Origin of the sequence: Serinicoccus chungangensis (assembly GCF_006337125.1) — a bacterium.
Lineage (GTDB): Bacteria > Actinomycetota > Actinomycetes > Actinomycetales > Dermatophilaceae > Ornithinicoccus > Ornithinicoccus chungangensis.
The window spans coordinates 2,573,409-2,589,606 of sequence record NZ_CP040887.1 but is presented as its reverse complement, the minus strand read 5'-3'; the positions used below and the strand labels follow the sequence as shown (position 1 = coordinate 2,589,606).

The window sequence follows — 16,198 nt, the reverse complement described above, 5'->3', positions numbered from 1 at the left end:
ATCGTAGGAGGTGGTGGGAGAATGCCCGTCATGAGCCCGACGCGAGCCGACCTGGACAAGCAGCCGCACGAGGTGGCGAGGATGTTCGACGCGGTGGCCCGGCGCTACGACCTCACCAACACCGTGCTCACCGGGGGCATCGACCACCTGTGGCGCCGGGCGGTGACCCGCGCCGTCGACGCGGCCCCGGGGGAGCGGGTGCTCGACATCGCCGCGGGCACCGGGACCTCCAGCGAGCCTTACGCCGACCGCGGGGTCCAGGTGGTCCCCGCCGACTTCTCCCACGGCATGCTCGCCGAGGGCTACCGCCGCCGCCCCGACCTGCCCTTCACCGCCGCGGACGCGATGCGGCTGCCCTTCGCCGACGACTCCTTCGACGTGGTGACGGTGAGCTTCGGCCTGCGCAACGTCGCCGACGTGGGCGTGGCCCTGCGCGAGTTCGGCCGGGTCACGCGGCCGGGCGGGCGCCTGGTGGTCTGCGAGTTCAGCCGCCCCGTCGTGCCCGTCTTCTCGACCGTCTACCGCAACTACCTCATGCGCGCGCTGCCGCAGGTCGCCCGACGGGTGAGCTCCAACCCCGAGTCCTACGTCTACCTCGCCGAGTCCATCCGCGCCTGGCCGGCGCAGCGCGAGCTGGCCGAGCAGGTCCGCGCCGCCGGCTGGGAGCAGGTGCGCTGGCGCAACCTCACCGGGGGCGTCGTCGCCCTCCACCACGCCGTCGCGCCGGGAGGCGCGGGCCGCGGGGCGGCGGCGCCCGCGCCGGCGGAGGGGACCGACGGCGTCCCGGGCGACGGGGTCTAGGAGAGGCACGACCGTGGACGTCGAGCTCGCCGAGATCCGGGACTTCCTGGCCGAGCACCCGCCCTTCGACGCCCTCCCTGCCGACGTCCTCGACCGCCTCCCCGCGCGGTGCACCGTGAGCTACGCGCGGCGCGGCACCGTGGTGCTGCGCCCCGGCGACCACGGCGACCGGCTCTACCTCGTGCGGTCCGGGGCCGTGGACATCACCGACGAGGGGCACCTCGTCGACCGGGTGGGGGCCGGCGGCGGGTTCGGCATGTCCGCCCTGGTCGAGCACGTCCCGGCACGGTATGCCGCGACGGCCCGGGAGGACACGCTGCTGCTCGAGCTGCCGCAGGCGGACTTCGACGCCCTGGCGGCGGAGCACCCCGCCGTGGCCGTCCACTTCGCCGCCACGCACCACGGCCGGATCACCGCGGCGATCGCGCAGCTGCAGACCCCTGCGCGCGGCTCGGCGGTGCTCAAGACGTCGGTGCGCGACCTGCTGCGCGCGCCGCAGCCGGTGTCCGTCGCGCCTTCGGCCACGGTCGCCGAGGGGGCCCGGGTCATGACCGCGGCGGGGGTCTCCTCGCTCCTGGTCATGGAGGGCGGGTCGCTGGTCGGCATCGTCACCGACCGCGACCTGCGCCGCCGGGTGCTCGCCGCCGGGGTCCCGCCGGACCGGCCGGTCGGCGAGGTGATGACGCCGGACCCGGTGACGCTGCCCGCCCGGGCCCTGGCGCTCGAGGCCATGCTGGAGATGACCGGACGCAACATCCACCACCTGCCCGTCGTGGAGGACGGACGCGTCCTGGGGCTCGTCACCACCACCGACCTCGTCCGTCTGGAACGCTCCAACCCGGTCTACGTCGTCGCCGACGTCCAGCGGCAGGAGGACGTCGCGGGGGTGGTCGAGCAGGCGGCCCGGATCCCCGCCGTCGTGGGCCAGCTGGTGCGCGAGGACGCCAGCGCCGCAGACGTCGGCCGGGTCCTCGCGGCCCTGACCGACGCGGTGACCCGGCGCCTCGTGGTGCTGGCCGAGACCCAGCTCGGTCCAGCCCCCGGGCGCTACGCCTGGGCCGCCCTGGGGTCGGTCGCCCGCGAGGAGCAGGGGCTGGCGAGCGACCAGGACCACGCGCTCGTGCTCGCCGACGACGCCGACCCGGCCGACCCCTGGTGGGCCGCGATGGCCGAGCGGGTGACCGCGGGGCTGGAGGCCTGCGGCCTGCCACGGTGCCCGGGGGGCACCATGGCGACCGACCCGAGGTGGCGGCAGCGGGTGAGCGGCTGGCGCTCGCAGTTCGCCCGGTGGGGCGAGGAGCCCGCGCCGGAGGCCGTCCTGCGGGCCGCCATCTTCTACGACATGCGGGCCGTGCACGGCGACGCGGACCTCGTGGTGGGGCTGCGGTCGGAGGTCGTGCCGCTCGGCGGACGTTCCGACCTCCTGCTCGCCCACCTCACCGCCCAGTCCGCCCGCATGCGGCCGCCCATCGGCTTCTTCCGCGGCCTCGTGCTGGAGGACGCCGGCGAGCACCGGGACACCCTCGACCTCAAGCGGGGCATCGCCGCCGTCGTGCAGATGGCCCGGATCCACGCCCTGCGGGCCGGCTCCACGGCGCTGGGCAGCGGGGCGAGGCTGGCGGCGGCCCGGGAGGCCGGGATCCTCCCGAAGGAGTCGGCCACGGACCTCACGGACGCCCTGGAGCTGCTGTCCTACCTCCGGCTGCGCCACCAGGCGGCGCGGGTGGCCGCGGGCGAGGTGCCGGACAACCACCTCGACCCGCGCCGGCTGGGGAGCCTGGACCGTCGGCACCTGCGCGACGCCTTCGCCGTCGTCCGGTCCGCGCAGCAGGGCCTGTCCTCCCGGTCGCCGCAGGTGGGCTGATGGGTCTGCGCGAGCTGCTCCCGGGCCGCCGCCCCCGCCCCGGGCCCGGCACCCCGCTGGCCGACCTCGCGGCCGCGTCCGCCGTCGACCCCGCCACCCCGCTGGACCAGGTCCGCCTGCTGGCGCTGGACCTCGAGACCACCGGGCTCGACCCGCGCCGGCACGAGGTCCTCTCCGTCGGCCACGTCCCCGTGGCGCAGGGCCGGATCCTGCTGGCCCACGCCCGGCACGAGCTCGTCCGGCCGCAGGGACCCGTGGGGGAGTCCGCGGTCCACCACGGCCTGACCGACGACCGGCTCGCGCACGTCCCCGACCTCGCCCAGGTGCTCCCGAGGGTGCTGGAGGCGCTGCGGACCGGGTCCGCCCAGGACGGTGAGGACGCCCGCCCCGTGCGCCGGGTGCTGCTGGCCCACTTCGCCCAGATCGAGACGGACTTCCTCGCCGCGGCCTGCCGCCGCCTCTACGGCACCGACGTCCCGCTCCAGGTGGTCGACACGCTGACGCTGGCGCAGCGGATGCTGCGCGTCCCCACCCCGGAGCTGGCCTCCGGGCGGCTGCGGCTGGACGCCTGCCGCAGGCACTACCGGCTGCCCCGCTACCGCGCCCACTCGGCGCTCACCGACGCGCTCGCCTGCGCCGAGCTCTTCCTCGCCCAGTCCGCCGAGCTGGCGGAGCAGTACGGTCGCCCGCTGCGGCTCGCGGACGTCCTGACGCGGTGACGCCGAGGGCCGCGCGGCGGATTTGGCGCAGGTCGTGTGACGTATTGGCTCTCAGGCCCCCCTGGGCCGATCTGCCTGGAGTGCGGGCCTAGACTTCGAGACGTTCGTGAAGGTTGTCACAAGCGAGGCGTCACAGCGTGAATGAGCAGGTCGAGACCGCCGACGTGATCGTCGTCGGAGCCGGTCCAGGAGGGGCGAGCGCCGCGGCATACCTGTCGGCGCACGGCCTCGACGTCCTCCTCCTGGAGAAGTCCACGTTCCCCCGCGACAAGATCTGCGGCGACGGTCTGACGCCGCGCGCCGTGCGCGAGCTCATCAGCCTGGGGGTGCCGATCGACGAGGCCGACGGGTGGCACCGCACCCGCGGTCTGCGCATCCTCGGCGGGGGGATGCGGCTGGAGCTGGACTGGCCGGCCAACGAGACGTTCCCGGGCTTCGGGCTGGTCCGGACCCGCCACGACCTCGACGAGATCCTCGCCCGGCACGCCGTGACCCGCGGCGCGCGCCTGCTCGAGGGCATCAACGTGCAGGAGCCGGTGCTGGACGCACGCGGCCACATCTGCGGCGTGAAGGCGAAGGTCATGGGCCCGGACGGGCGCCCCACCGGCGAGCGCCGCGAGTTCCGCTCCCGGGTGGTCGTGGCGGCCGACGGCAACTCCAGCCGGCTCTCGCTGGCCATGGACCGACCCAAGCGCGACGACCGGCCCATGGGGGTCGCGGTGCGCGCCTACTTCGAGACCCCGCGGCACGCCGACCCCTACCTCGAGTCCTGGCTGGAGCTCTGGACGAAGGACGAGCAGGGCCGCGACGACGTCCTCATGCCCGGCTACGGCTGGATCTTCCCCGTCGGGGACGGCACCGCCAACGTCGGGCTGGGCATCCTGGACACCGCGGAGGCGTTCGGGACCTTCGACTACCGCGACGTCATGCGGCGCTGGATCGCGACGATGCCGCAGGACTGGACGTTCTCCGAGGAGACGCAGCAGGGGCCGATCCGGGGGGCGGCCCTGCCGATGTGCTTCAACCGGCAGCCGCTCTACGACCGGGGCCTGCTGCTCGTCGGCGACGCCGGGGGGATGGTCAACCCGTTCAACGGCGAGGGCATCGCCGAGGCGATGGAGTCCGGCCGGCACGCCGCGGAGGTCATCGCCTCCGCGCTGGCGCGGCCCACCCCGGGGGAGACCGAGGTGGTGCTGCAGTCCTACACCGCGGCGATGAAGGCCTCGCTGGGTGGCTACTACACCCTGGGCCGCCACTTCGCCACGCTCATCGGCAAGCCGGAGGTCATGCGCCTGGCGGTGAGGTACGGTCTGCCGCGGCGCTCCCTCATGCGCCTGCTGCTCAAGATCATGGCCAACCTGCCGCAAGAGCGCGGCGGCGGGATGGACGACCGGGTGATCAACGCGCTGAGCCGGATGACCCCTGCGGCATGACGGCCACGTCCACCCCTAGGATTGGAACGCGCGCGACCCTGGCGAGCCCGACGCCGGGCATCTCTCGAAAGGAGTGCTGGCACTGATGGACTACCACCCGTACCTGCCGGTCGTCTTCTTCCTGCTGTTCGGCCTCCTGTTCGCCTTCGGGTCGGTCTTCGGTGGTGCCCTGCTGGGGCGGACGACCTACAACCGTGCCAAGGCCGAGGCCTACGAGTGCGGGATCCAGCCGACGCCGCAGGCCCACGAGGGCGGCCGTGTGCCGGTGAAGTACTACCTGACCGCGATGCTCTTCATCGTGTTCGACGTCGAGGTGCTCTTCCTCTACCCCTTCGCGGTGGCCTTCGACCAGGTGGGGCTCTTCTCCGTCCTGGCCATGCTGCTCTTCCTGGTGGTCGTGTCGGTGCCCTTCGTCTACGAGTGGAGCAGGGGCGGCCTCGAATGGGACTGAGCACGAGGGAAGTGAGCTGAACGATGGGACTCGAGGACAAGATCCCCGGCGGGATCATGCTGACCACGGTCGAGGGGCTGGCCGGTCACCTCCGGCAGTACTCCGTGTGGCCCGCCACCTTCGGGCTCGCCTGCTGCGCCATCGAGATGATGGCGGTGGGGACCCCCGACTACGACATCGCCCGCTTCGGCATGGAGCGCTTCGCCGCCACCCCGCGGCAGGCCGACCTCATGATCGTCGCCGGCCGGGTGTCCCAGAAGATGGCCCCGGTCGTGCGTCAGGTCTACGACCAGATGCCCAACCCCAAGTGGGTCATCTCCATGGGTGTCTGCGCCAGCTCCGGCGGCATGTTCAACAACTACGCCATCGTTCAGGGGGTCGACCACATCGTCCCCGTGGACGTCTACCTGCCGGGCTGTCCGCCGCGGCCCGAGATGCTGCTCAACGCGGTGCTGGAGCTGCACAAGCAGATCCGGGAGTTCAAGTTCTCGGTCAACCGCGAGGAGGCCGCCCGGGCGGCGGAGTCGGCCGCGATGAAGGCGATGCCGACCAGCGAGATGAAGGGGTTGCTGGCGTGAGCGGGCGGAGCAGCGGTCCGGAGACCCCGGACAAGCAGCCGGTGGTGCAGGAGACCACGGAGGACCGGGTCAACGCACCGGAACGCACCGAGGACCAGAAGGTCAGCCCGGGCCACGCGCAGGAGAGCGGCGGGGGCTCGGTCCCGGCCGCGACCCGCGCCGAGGACCACGACCCGGTCGAGGTGGCCCGCAAGAAGGGCATGTTCGGAGCCTCCCTGGGCAACGACACCTCGGGCTACGGCGGGCTGGACGTGCCCGTCCTCATGCCGGGTGCGGCCCAGCGCCCCTACGGCTCCTACTTCGACGAGGTCGTCGACGCCCTCGAGGCCGCGGCGCCCGAGGCCTTCGCCGCCGGTCTGGAGCGGGTCGTCGTGGACCGCGGCGAGCTGACGCTGCACGTGCACCGGGACCACCTGCTGGCGCTGGTGCGACCGCTGCGCGACGACCCGCGGCTGCGCTTCGAGGTGTGCACCGGCGTCTCCGGGGTGCACTGGCCGCAGCAGACCGGTGCCGAGCTGCACGCGGTCTACCACTTCCAGTCCATCACCCACGGGGTGCGCCGGGTGCGCCTCGAGGTCACCTGTCCCGACGAGGACCCCCGCATCCCGTCGATCGTCGGCACCTACCCGACGAACGACTGGCACGAGCGGGAGACCTGGGACATGTTCGGCATCGTCTTCGAGGGTCACCCGGGCCTGACCCGCATCCTCATGCCGGACGACTGGCCCGGCCACCCGCAGCGCAAGGACTATCCGCTGGGCGGCATCCCCGTCGAGTACAAGGGTGCCACCGTCCCGGCCCCCGACCAGCGCAGGAGCTACACCTGATGGCGACGACGAACAGCACCGACGAGCAGGTGGCCGGCAGCCCGGCCGACGAGGGCGCGGCATACCTCGACTCCACCCCCACCGACCTGTACGCCGAGGGCGGCCCGACCTCGGACGCGGACGGCGACGCCGTCTTCACCGCGGCCGGCGGGGACTGGGACGACATCGCCCGCGACGTGGCCGCGCTGGGCGCCGAGCGGATCGTCGTCAACATGGGTCCGCAGCACCCGTCCACCCACGGCGTGCTCCGGCTCATCCTGGAGCTGGACGGCGAGACCGTGCAGGAGGCGCGGGCCGGCATCGGCTACCTCCACACCGGCATCGAGAAGAACATGGAGGTGCGCACCTGGACGCAGGGCACCACGTTCTGCACCCGGATGGACTACCTCACGCCGATCTTCAACGAGGCCGCGTACTGCCTGTCCGTGGAGAAGCTGCTCGGCATCACCGACCAGATCCCGCAGCGGGCCAACGACATCCGGGTGCTCATGATGGAGCTCAACCGGATCGGCTCCCACCTCATCGCGGTGGCCACCGGCGGGATGGAGCTCGGCGCCACCACCGTCATGACCATCGGCTTCCGCGAGCGGGAGCGGCTGCTGCGCTTCTTCGAGGCGGTCTCGGGCCTGCGGATGAACCACGCCTACGTCCGCCCCGGCGGCGTGGCGCAGGACGTCCTGCCCGAGCACCTCGACCAGTTCGAGGAGGAGCTGCCGCTGCTGCGGCGGGGGATCAGCGAGCTGGAGAAGCTGCTGCTGGAGAGCCCGGTGCTCAAGGGCCGCCTGGTGGACGTCGGCTACCTGTCGCTGGCCAGCTGCATGGCGCTGGGGATCACCGGCCCCATCCTGCGCTCGACCGGCCTGCCGCACGACCTGCGCAAGGCCGATCCCTACTGCGGCTACGAGACCTACGACTTCGACGTCGTCACCCGGCGCGACATGGACGCCTACAGCCGCCTGTGCATCCGGCTGGACGAGATGTGGCAGTCGTTGCGCATCGCCGAGCAGGCGATCGCGCGGCTGCGGGCCAGCGAGGGCGAGCCGGTCATGGTGGCCGACAAGAAGATCGCCTGGCCGGCCCAGCTGTCGGTCGGCGCGGACGGCCAGGGCAACAGCCTGGACCACATCCGGGAGATCATGGGCGAGTCCATGGAGGCCCTCATCCACCACTTCAAGCTGGTGACCGAGGGCTTCCGGGTGCCGCCCGGGCAGGCCTACGCCGCGGTCGAGTCGCCCAAGGGCGAGCTCGGGGTGCACACCGTCTCCGACGGCGGCACCCGGCCCTACCGCGTGCACTTCCGGGACCCGAGCTTCACCAACCTGCAGGCGGCCTCCGCGCTGTCCGAGGGCGGCCTCGTCGCCGACGTGATCGTCGCGGTCGCCTCGATCGACCCCGTGATGGGAGGCGTGGACCGATGAGCGGTACGCACGAGCGCGAGGACATGCGCAGCCAGCTGGACGAGGCGTCCGAGCGACGGGTGCACCACAGCGTGCCCGGTCACTCCGACCACGGACCCCTGCACCACCACACGCCGCTGCACGCCTCGGAGGAGCCCTACCCGGAGGACGTGCTGGCCCGGCTGGTCGCCGACGGCGAGCAGGTCATCGCCCGCTACCCGCAGAAGCGCTCGGCCCTGCTGCCGCTGCTGCACCTCGTGCAGTCGGTGGACGGCTACGTCACCGGCCGGGGGGTGCGGCTGTGCGCCGACCTGCTCGACCTCACGACCGCCGAGGTGAGCGGGGTGGCGACGTTCTACACCCAGTACAAGCGGCACCCCAACGGCGAGTACACCGTGGGGGTCTGCACCAACACCCTGTGCGCGGTCATGGGTGGCGACCAGATCTTCGACGAGGTGAGCGAGCACCTCGGGATCGGCCACGACGAGACCACCGAGGACGGCCGGATCACCCTGGAGCGGGTGGAGTGCAACGCGGCCTGCGACTACGCCCCCGTGGTCATGGTCAACTGGGAGTTCTTCGACGAGCAGACCCCGGAGAGCACCAAGGAGCTCACCGACCGGCTGCGCGCCGGGGAGCCGGTGACGCCGACCCGCGGTCCCTCCCGCGTCTGCACGTTCAAGCAGGTCAGCCGGGTGTTGGCCGGCTTCCCCGACGGCCTGGCCGACGAGGGGCCCGGCGCGGGGCAGGCCTCGTTGCGCGGCACCCTGCTCGCCAAGGAGAAGGGGTGGACCGCACCCCGACCCGACTCCGGGACCGACACCGAGGCCACCTCCGAGGGGCAGGCCGGAGGCCAGTCCCAGGGCATGTACGGCTCGGTCAACACCGACGCCAACGAACCCGACGATGTGCCCACCTCCGAGGGCGTCAAGGACGTCGACGAGACGAAGGGAGACGAGGCGTGAGCACTCAGCTGACCCCGATCCTGTCCGAGTTCTGGGACGTCGAGCGGTCCTGGACCCTGGAGACCTACGAGCAGCACGAGGGCTACCGTGCCCTGCGCACGGCGCTCGCCGGCGACGCGGCCGACCTCGTCGCCGCCGCCAAGGAGTCGGGCCTGCGCGGACGCGGCGGTGCCGGCTTCCCGACCGGCATGAAGTGGGGCTTCCTGCCCCCGCCGGACGGCGGTCCCCGCTACCTCGTCGTCAACGCCGACGAGTCCGAGCCGGGCACCTGCAAGGACACCCCGCTCATGATGGCGGCTCCGCAGTTCCTCATCGAGGGCATGATCATCACCTCGTTCGCGATCGACTGCCACCACGCCTTCATCTACGTCCGCGGCGAGATCGTCCACGTCTACCGCCGCCTCATGCGGGCGGTGGAGGAGGCGTATGCCGCGGGCTACCTCGGCAAGGACATCCTCGGGTCCGGCTTCGACCTGGACATCACCGTCCACGCCGGTGCCGGCGCCTACATCTGCGGCGAGGAGACGGCGCTGCTCGACTCGCTCGAGGGCCGTCGCGGCCAGCCCCGCCTCAAGCCGCCGTTCCCTGCGGTCGCCGGTCTCTACGCCCGCCCGACCGTGGTCAACAACGTCGAGTCCATCGCCTCGGTGCCCTCGATCGTCCTGCACGGCGCCGACTGGTTCGCCGGGATGGGGACCGAGAAATCGCAGGGCTACGGGCTGTTCAGCCTGTCCGGCCACGTGGAGCGCCCGGGGCAGTACGAGGCCCCGCTCGGCATCACCCTGCGCGAGCTGCTGGAGATGGCCGGCGGCATGCGCGGCGGCAAGAAGCTGAAGTTCTGGACCCCCGGCGGCTCCTCGACCCCCATCTTCACCGACGCCCACCTCGACGTGCCCCTGGACTTCGAGTCGGTCGCCGCCGAGGGCTCCATGCTCGGGACCCGCGCGCTGCAGATCTTCGACGAGACGGTCTCGGTGGTGCGCGCGGTGTCGCGCTGGACCGACTTCTACGCGCACGAGTCGTGCGGCAAGTGCACGCCGTGCCGGGAGGGGACCTTCTGGCTCAAGCAGATCCTGGAGCGGCTCGAGGCCGGCCAGGGCCGTCCGGGTGACATCGAGAAGCTGGACGACATCTGCGACAACATCCTCGGCCGCGCCTTCTGCGCCCTGGGGGACGGCGCCACGAGCCCCATCACCTCGGCCATCCAGTACTTCCGGGAGGAGTTCGAGGAGGCCATGCACACGCCCTGGCAGGAGACCTTCCCGGCCGGGCGCAACACCCTCTTCGCGAAGGAGAGCCAGCCCGCATGAGCGTGGAGATCAGTGACCCGACCATCCCCGACGAGGTGACCGAGGAGGACGTGCCGACGGTGGAGGTCACCATCGACGGCGTCGAGGTCGCGGTCCCGGAGGGCACCCTCGTCATCCGGGCCGCCGAGGAGGTCGGGATCCACATCCCGCGCTTCTGCGACCACCCGCTGCTGGAGCCCGTCGGGGCCTGCCGCCAGTGCCTGGTGGACGTGTCCACCCCGGACCGCGAGGGCAACCTCAAGCCCATGCCGAAGCCCCAGGCGTCCTGCACCATCGCGGTGTCGCCGGGCATGGTCGTGCGCACGCAGCACACCTCCGAGGTGGCCGACAAGGCGCAGACCGGCGTCATGGAGCTGCTGCTCGTCAACCACCCCCTCGACTGCCCCGTCTGCGACAAGGGCGGCGAGTGCCCGCTCCAGAACCAGGCGATGTCCGACGGGCGCCCCACCTCCCGCTTCGAGGACGTCAAGCGGACGTTCCCCAAGCCGGTCAACATCTCCAGCCAGGTGCTGCTGGACCGCGAGCGGTGCGTGCTGTGCGCCCGGTGCACCCGGTTCTCCGAGCAGATCGCCGGTGACCCGTTCATCGCGCTCATCGAGCGCGGGGCCCTGCAGCAGGTCGGCATCTACGAGGAGCAGCCCTTCGAGAGCTACTTCTCCGGCAACACCGTGCAGATCTGCCCCGTGGGGGCGCTGACCGGCGCGGCCTACCGCTTCCGTTCCCGCCCCTTCGACCTGGTCTCCACGCCGAGCGTGTGCGAGCACTGCGCCTCCGGCTGCTCGCTGCGCACCGACCACCGCCGCGGCCAGGTCCTGCGCCGGATGGCCCTCGACGACCCCGAGGTCAACGAGGAGTGGAACTGCGACAAGGGCCGGTGGGCCTTCGCCTACGCCACCCTGCCGGACCGTCTGCACGACCCGGTCGTGCGCGGCAGCGACGGGGAGTATGCCGTCACCTCGTGGCGCGACGCCTACGCCGCCGCGGCCGCCGGCCTGTCCGGGGCGCGGGCCGCCGGTGGCGTCGGGGTGCTGCCGGGTGGCCGGGTGAGCGTCGAGGACGCCTACGCCTACGCCAAGCTCGCGCGGGTCGCCCTCGGCACCAACGACATCGACCACCGGGCCCGCCCGCACAGCGCGGAGGAGGCCGACTTCCTGGCCGCCGCCGTCGCGGGTCAGCGCGAGGTCAGCTACGCCGACCTCGAGGCGGCGCCCTCGGTCCTGCTCGTCGGCCTCGAGCCGGAGGAGGAGAGCCCGATCGTCTTCCTGCGGCTGCGCAAGGGGTTGCGCAAGCACGCCACCCAGGTGTTCGCGGTCGCGCCGTTCGCGACCCGGGGGCTGGAGAAGCTCGACGGCATGCTGCTGTCCTCCGCGCCGGGCACCGAGGCGGAGGTCCTGCACGCGCTGGCCCAGCGCCGCAGCGACGGCCCCGGCACGGCCGACGACGGCCCGGTCGAGGCCCTCGACGTCAACCCGGTGCACGCCGCCTCCGACGCCCTCGCCACGGGCTCGGTCATCCTCGTGGGGGAGCGCCTCGCCGCCACCCCCGGGGCGCTGTCGGCCGCCGTGGCCCTCGCGCAGACCACCGGCGCCGCCCTCGCCTGGGTGCCCCGTCGCGCCGGTGAGCGCGGTGCCGTCGACGTCGGCACGCTCCCCGGGCTGCTGCCGGGCGGTCGCCCGGTCGGTGACGCGGGTGCCGTGGCCGAGGTCGCCGACCGGTGGGGCGTGGACGTGCTCCCCGGCACCGTCGGGCGCGACGCCACCGCCATCCTCCAGGCCGCCGCGGACGGCGAGCTGGACGCCCTCGTGGTCGGCGGCGTCGAGATCGACGACCTGCCCGACCCGGCCCTCGCCCGGCGGGCGCTCGAGCGCGCCTTCGTCGTCTCCCTGGAGGTCCGCGAGAGCGAGGTGCACGCCTACGCCGACGTCATCCTCCCGGTGGCGCCGCAGCAGGAGAAGGCCGGCGCCTACGTCACCTGGGAGGGCCGGCTGCGGCCCTTCGAGCGGGCCATCGCGTCCGGCGCCAGCTCCGACCACGTCATCCTCGACCGGCTCGCCGACGCCCTCGGCGTGCGGCTCGGCACCGGCACGGTCACCGAGGTCCGGCACGAGCTCACCGGTCTGGACCGGTGGGCGGGCACCCGGCCGGCCGCCCCGACGGTCGCCGCGGCCGGTCCGGCCAGCCCCGTCGCCGGTGAGGCCGTCCTCGCGACCTGGCACCACCTGCTGGACGCGGGCCGTCTGCAGGACGGGGAGCCGTTCCTCGCCGGCACCGCCCCCACGGCGGTGGCCCGGCTGTCCGCGGCCACGGCCGCCGACGCCGGCGTCCAGGCCGGCGGGACGGTGCGGGTCGCCACGACGACCGGCTCGCTGGAGCTGCCGGTCCAGGTCACCGCCATGCAGGACGGCGTGGTCTGGCTGCCGACCAACTCCCCGGGCTGCACGGTCCGGGCCACCCTCGGGGTGGACGCCGGGGCCGTGGTCTCGCTGTCCGCCGGCAGCACCGCCGGACCCGACCGACCGACCGCACGAGGTGAGGCATGAGCCTGCTCACGGCATACCCCGAGGTGATGGCGAGCGTCCCGCTCGTCACGCAGGACCTCCCGGCCGCCGACTTCAGCGACACCCCGTGGTGGCTCTCGCTCGTCAAGGCCTTCCTGCTGTTCGTCTACGTGATGATCTCCGTCGTCATCGTCATCTGGTTCGAGCGACGCGTCATCGGGCGCATGCAGCAGCGCCCCGGGCCCAACCGGCTCGGTCCGCTCGGCATCCTGCAGACCACCGCCGACGGCATCAAGCTCTTCCTCAAGGAGGACGTCACGCCCAAGGGCGCGGACAAGCTGATGTTCTACGCCGCGCCGCTCATCGTCGCGTCGCTGGCCTTCGTCTCCTTCGCCATCATCCCGCTGGGCGGGGACGTGCAGATGTTCGGGCACACCACCCCGCTGCAGCTGACCGACACCCCGGTCGCGGTGCTGCTCGTCCTGGCGGTGGCCGGCGTGTCCGCCTACGGCTTCGTCCTGGCCGGCTGGTCCTCGGGCTCGACCTACCCGCTGCTCGGCGGGCTGCGGTCCACCGCCCAGGTCATCTCCTACGAGATCGCCATGGGCCTGTCCCTGGTCGCCGTGTTCCTCTACGCCGGCTCGATGTCGACCAGCCAGATCGTCGAGGCGCAGCAGCAGAGCACCGTCCTGGGCATCCCGCTGTGGTACATCGTGCCGCTGTTCTTCAGCTTCGTCGTCTACGTCATCACGATGATCGGCGAGACCAACCGGCTGCCCTTCGACCTCGCGGAGGGCGAGGGCGAGCTCGGCGGCGGGTTCCACACCGAGTACTCCTCGATGAAGTTCGGCATGTTCTTCCTCGGCGAGTACATCAACATGTTCACGGTGTCCGCGCTGGCCACCACCCTGTTCCTCGGCGGCTGGCACGCCCCGTGGCCGCTCAACGTCCTCTTCGACGGCGCCCTGGACTCCGGCTGGTGGGGCCTGCTGTGGTTCACCGCCAAGATGTGGGGCTTCATCTTCTTCTACGTCTGGGTCCGCGGCTCGCTGCCGCGCGTGCGCTACGACCAGTTCATGGCGCTCGGCTGGAAGATCCTCATCCCGCTGTCGCTGGTCTGGGTCGTCGCCGTCATGCTCATCCGGTCCGCGCAGGAGGGCTACTTCGGCGAGGGCCGCTGGGTGACCGTGCTGACCCTGGGCGGCATCGGCGTCTTCGTCCTCATCGGTATCCTCCTCTGGGACCGTTACGCCCAGCGTCGTGCCGCGGCACGCGAGGAGGCGCAGGAGGTCCCCGAGGAGATCGACCCGTTCGCCGACGGGTACCCCGTCCCACCCATGCCCGGTCAGCGGCTCGTCGAGCCGCGGCCGGCCGTCGAGCAGGCCCGACCGGTGACCGTCGCCGCCGGCCCCCGCGACGCCGACGACCCTGGCACCGACCGCACCACCGAGGAGGAGCGCCGTGGCTGACCCGACCGAGCCTCATACCGACGAGCCCGCCCGCACGCACGCCGACAGCACCCCCGCCCGTCGCGGCGAGACCGTGTCCGGCGACGGCAGGAAGGAGCCGGGGCTGCTCGGTCAGCTCTTCGCCCCGGTGGCCGGCTTCGGGGTGACCTTCGGGACCATGTTCCGCAAGGTGCCGACGCAGGAGTACCCCGAGGTCAAGCGCAAGACGGCGACCCGCTTCCACGGTCGCCACCAGCTCAACCGGCACCCGGACGGCCTGGAGAAGTGCGTTGGGTGCGAGCTGTGCGCCTGGGCCTGCCCCGCCGACGCCATCTACGTCGAGGGTGCGGACAACACCGACGAGGCCCGCTTCAGCCCCGGCGAGCGTTACGGCCGCGTCTACCAGATCAACTACCTGCGCTGCATCTTCTGCGGCCTGTGCATCGAGGCGTGCCCCACGCGCGCGCTCACCATGACCAACGAGTACGAGATGGCCGACTCCGAGCGGGCCCCGCTCATCTACGAGAAGCACCAGCTGCTCGCGCCGCTGCGCCCGGACATGCTCACCCCGCCGTTCCCCATGGCCGAGGGCATGGAGGAGCGCGACTACTACCAGGGCAAGGTCACCGGCGCCACGAGCGGCCAGCAGGACTACGTCGAGCAGCGGGACGCCCGGCGCGACGAGGCCGGTGCCGACGCCGACCAGGCGGAGGCACGGTCATGACCCCGGACCGGATCGACGGGATGGAGGTCGGTCTCTTCTGGGTGCTCGCCGTCGTCGCGGTCGCCGGTGCCCTCGGGCTGCTCTTCGCCCGCAAGGCGGTCCACGCCGCCATGGCGATGGCCATGACGATGATCAGCCTCGGCGTCATCTACATCGTCCAGCAGGCCGAGTTCGTCGGGATCATCCAGATCTTCGTCTACTCCGGCGCCGTGATGATGCTCTTCCTCTTCGTCGTCATGCTCGTCGGCGTCGACGCGTCGGACTCCACCGTCGAGACGCTGCGCGGCCAGCGCGTGCTCGCCTTCGGGCTGGGCGCGCTCTTCGTCGCCGCCGCCGTCTACGGCCTCACCCGGGTCTCCTGGCCGGCGGCCGTCGGCCTGGAGACGGTGCAGGCCGAGGGGAGCGTCACCGCCCTCGCCAGGGAGATCTTCGAGCGCCAGGTGCTGACCTTCGAGACCCTGGGGGCGCTGCTCGTCATCGCCGTCATGGGCGCCATGGTCCTGGCGCACCGCGAGCGGCTCACGCCGAAGCGGACCCAGCGACAGATCTCCCAGGAACGGCTGCGCGCCGGGGAGTGGCTCGCCGGCAAGCCGAACCCCGGTGTGTATGCCCGGCACAACGCCGCGGACACCCCCGCCCTGGCGCCGGACGGCAGCCCGGTCGAGGAGTCCGTCCCGCGCGTGCTCGTCGCCCGCGGCCAGGTCACCAACCCCGGTGAGTACCGCCTGCCCTCGGGCAGCGGTCGCTCCGACGGGCAGCCCCCGGCCGAGCAGTCCCGCGAGGACCTGCCGTCGGGGACCAACGCCGCCGCCGACAACGAGATGACCAAGCACGACGGCACCGACCGGTCGGACGGGGAGGAGCGCTGATGGGACTCGAGGCCTACATCTACCTGTCCGTGGTGCTCTTCGCCCTGGGCGCGATCACCGTCCTCACGCGGCGCAACACCATCATCGTCTTCATGGGCATCGAGCTCATGCTCAACGCCTGCAACCTGGCGCTGGTCACCTTCGCCCGCATCCACGGCACCCTCGACGGGCAGGTCTACGCCCTGTTCGTCATGGTGGTCGCCGCGGCGGAGGTGGTCGTCGGGCTGGCGATCATCATGTCCATCTTCCGTGCGCGTCGCTCGGCCTCGGTCGACGACGCCAACCTGCTCAAGCTGTAAGGAGCGCTCGTGTCT

General features: G+C 72.4%; 15 protein-coding genes. All 15 read left to right on the top strand.

Annotated features, from left to right (window positions below; translation table 11 throughout):
• Nucleotides 1-30: 30 nt before the first annotated feature.
• The 15 genes from FHD63_RS11885 to nuoK all read left to right on the top strand — a co-directional run bounded on the left by FHD63_RS11885 (nt 31) and on the right by nuoK (nt 16,183).
• A complete protein-coding gene (locus tag FHD63_RS11885) occupies nt 31-801 on the top strand; it encodes a demethylmenaquinone methyltransferase (protein WP_238705646.1) in 771 nt (256 codons plus the stop codon).
• A 13-nt stretch (nt 802-814) separates the two neighbouring features.
• On the top strand, nt 815-2,665 hold the full coding sequence (locus tag FHD63_RS11880; protein ID WP_139722223.1) for a DUF294 nucleotidyltransferase-like domain-containing protein: 1,851 nt from the start codon (nt 815-817) through the stop codon (nt 2,663-2,665).
• Entirely contained in the window at nt 2,665-3,384 is a 720-nt protein-coding gene (locus FHD63_RS11875) for an exonuclease domain-containing protein (RefSeq protein ID WP_139722222.1), read from the top strand. Before FHD63_RS11880 ends, FHD63_RS11875 begins: the two co-directional genes overlap by 1 nt.
• Before the next feature lie 137 nt (nt 3,385-3,521).
• Entirely contained in the window at nt 3,522-4,817 is a 1,296-nt protein-coding gene (locus tag FHD63_RS11870) for a geranylgeranyl reductase family protein (RefSeq protein ID WP_139722221.1), read from the top strand.
• 85 nt (nt 4,818-4,902) lie between these two features.
• Nucleotides 4,903-5,268: an NADH-quinone oxidoreductase subunit A gene (locus FHD63_RS11865; RefSeq protein WP_010146291.1), complete on the top strand. Its 366-nt coding sequence runs from the start codon at nt 4,903-4,905 to the stop codon at nt 5,266-5,268.
• 23 nt (nt 5,269-5,291) lie between these two features.
• Complete coding sequence (locus FHD63_RS11860; RefSeq protein WP_058890547.1) at nt 5,292-5,846, top strand: NADH-quinone oxidoreductase subunit B; 555 nt, start codon at nt 5,292-5,294, stop codon at nt 5,844-5,846.
• Nucleotides 5,843-6,673, top strand: coding sequence for an NADH-quinone oxidoreductase subunit C (locus FHD63_RS11855; RefSeq protein WP_238705645.1), 831 nt, complete (start codon nt 5,843-5,845; stop codon nt 6,671-6,673). The genes FHD63_RS11860 and FHD63_RS11855 overlap by 4 nt, the downstream gene beginning before the upstream one ends.
• Entirely contained in the window at nt 6,673-8,091 is a 1,419-nt protein-coding gene (locus FHD63_RS11850; RefSeq protein WP_139722220.1) for an NADH-quinone oxidoreductase subunit D, read from the top strand. The genes FHD63_RS11855 and FHD63_RS11850 overlap by 1 nt, the downstream gene beginning before the upstream one ends.
• The gene (gene nuoE / locus FHD63_RS11845) at nt 8,088-9,035 is read left to right on the top strand and encodes an NADH-quinone oxidoreductase subunit NuoE (RefSeq protein WP_238705644.1); all 948 of its coding nucleotides are present in this window, start codon (nt 8,088-8,090) and stop codon (nt 9,033-9,035) included. Before FHD63_RS11850 ends, nuoE begins: the two co-directional genes overlap by 4 nt.
• Entirely contained in the window at nt 9,032-10,345 is a 1,314-nt protein-coding gene (gene nuoF / locus FHD63_RS11840; protein WP_139722219.1) for an NADH-quinone oxidoreductase subunit NuoF, read from the top strand. The genes nuoE and nuoF overlap by 4 nt, the downstream gene beginning before the upstream one ends.
• Nucleotides 10,342-12,885 (top strand): NADH-quinone oxidoreductase subunit G, encoded by a 2,544-nt coding sequence (locus FHD63_RS11835; RefSeq protein WP_139722218.1) that lies wholly within the window; start codon nt 10,342-10,344, stop codon nt 12,883-12,885. The genes nuoF and FHD63_RS11835 overlap by 4 nt, the downstream gene beginning before the upstream one ends.
• Nucleotides 12,882-14,312: an NADH-quinone oxidoreductase subunit NuoH gene (gene nuoH, locus FHD63_RS11830; RefSeq protein ID WP_139722217.1), complete on the top strand. Its 1,431-nt coding sequence runs from the start codon at nt 12,882-12,884 to the stop codon at nt 14,310-14,312. The genes FHD63_RS11835 and nuoH overlap by 4 nt, the downstream gene beginning before the upstream one ends.
• A complete protein-coding gene (nuoI, locus tag FHD63_RS11825) occupies nt 14,305-15,015 on the top strand; it encodes an NADH-quinone oxidoreductase subunit NuoI (RefSeq protein ID WP_170215603.1) in 711 nt (236 codons plus the stop codon). Before nuoH ends, nuoI begins: the two co-directional genes overlap by 8 nt.
• On the top strand, nt 15,012-15,884 hold the full coding sequence (locus tag FHD63_RS11820; RefSeq protein ID WP_139722216.1) for an NADH-quinone oxidoreductase subunit J: 873 nt from the start codon (nt 15,012-15,014) through the stop codon (nt 15,882-15,884). Before nuoI ends, FHD63_RS11820 begins: the two co-directional genes overlap by 4 nt.
• Complete coding sequence (gene nuoK / locus FHD63_RS11815) at nt 15,884-16,183, top strand: NADH-quinone oxidoreductase subunit NuoK (RefSeq protein WP_139722215.1); 300 nt, start codon at nt 15,884-15,886, stop codon at nt 16,181-16,183. Before FHD63_RS11820 ends, nuoK begins: the two co-directional genes overlap by 1 nt.
• Nucleotides 16,184-16,198 lie beyond the last annotated feature (15 nt).

Bases quoted from the DNA above. Each gene is read 5' to 3' on its own strand.
- FHD63_RS11860 (WP_058890547.1), top strand. From the start codon at position 5,292: ATGGGACTCGAGGACAAGATCCCCGGCGGGATCATGCTGACCACGGTC.
- nuoK (WP_139722215.1), top strand. From the start codon at position 15,884: ATGGGACTCGAGGCCTACATCTACCTGTCCGTGGTGCTCTTCGCCCTG.
- FHD63_RS11865 (WP_010146291.1), top strand. From the start codon at position 4,903: ATGGACTACCACCCGTACCTGCCGGTCGTCTTCTTCCTGCTGTTCGGC.
- FHD63_RS11885 (WP_238705646.1), top strand. From the start codon at position 31: ATGAGCCCGACGCGAGCCGACCTGGACAAGCAGCCGCACGAGGTGGCG.
- FHD63_RS11820 (WP_139722216.1), top strand. From the start codon at position 15,012: ATGACCCCGGACCGGATCGACGGGATGGAGGTCGGTCTCTTCTGGGTG.
- nuoH (WP_139722217.1), top strand. From the start codon at position 12,882: ATGAGCCTGCTCACGGCATACCCCGAGGTGATGGCGAGCGTCCCGCTC.
- nuoE (WP_238705644.1), top strand. From the start codon at position 8,088: ATGAGCGGTACGCACGAGCGCGAGGACATGCGCAGCCAGCTGGACGAG.
- FHD63_RS11835 (WP_139722218.1), top strand. From the start codon at position 10,342: ATGAGCGTGGAGATCAGTGACCCGACCATCCCCGACGAGGTGACCGAG.
- FHD63_RS11875 (WP_139722222.1), top strand. From the start codon at position 2,665: ATGGGTCTGCGCGAGCTGCTCCCGGGCCGCCGCCCCCGCCCCGGGCCC.
- FHD63_RS11850 (WP_139722220.1), top strand. From the start codon at position 6,673: ATGGCGACGACGAACAGCACCGACGAGCAGGTGGCCGGCAGCCCGGCC.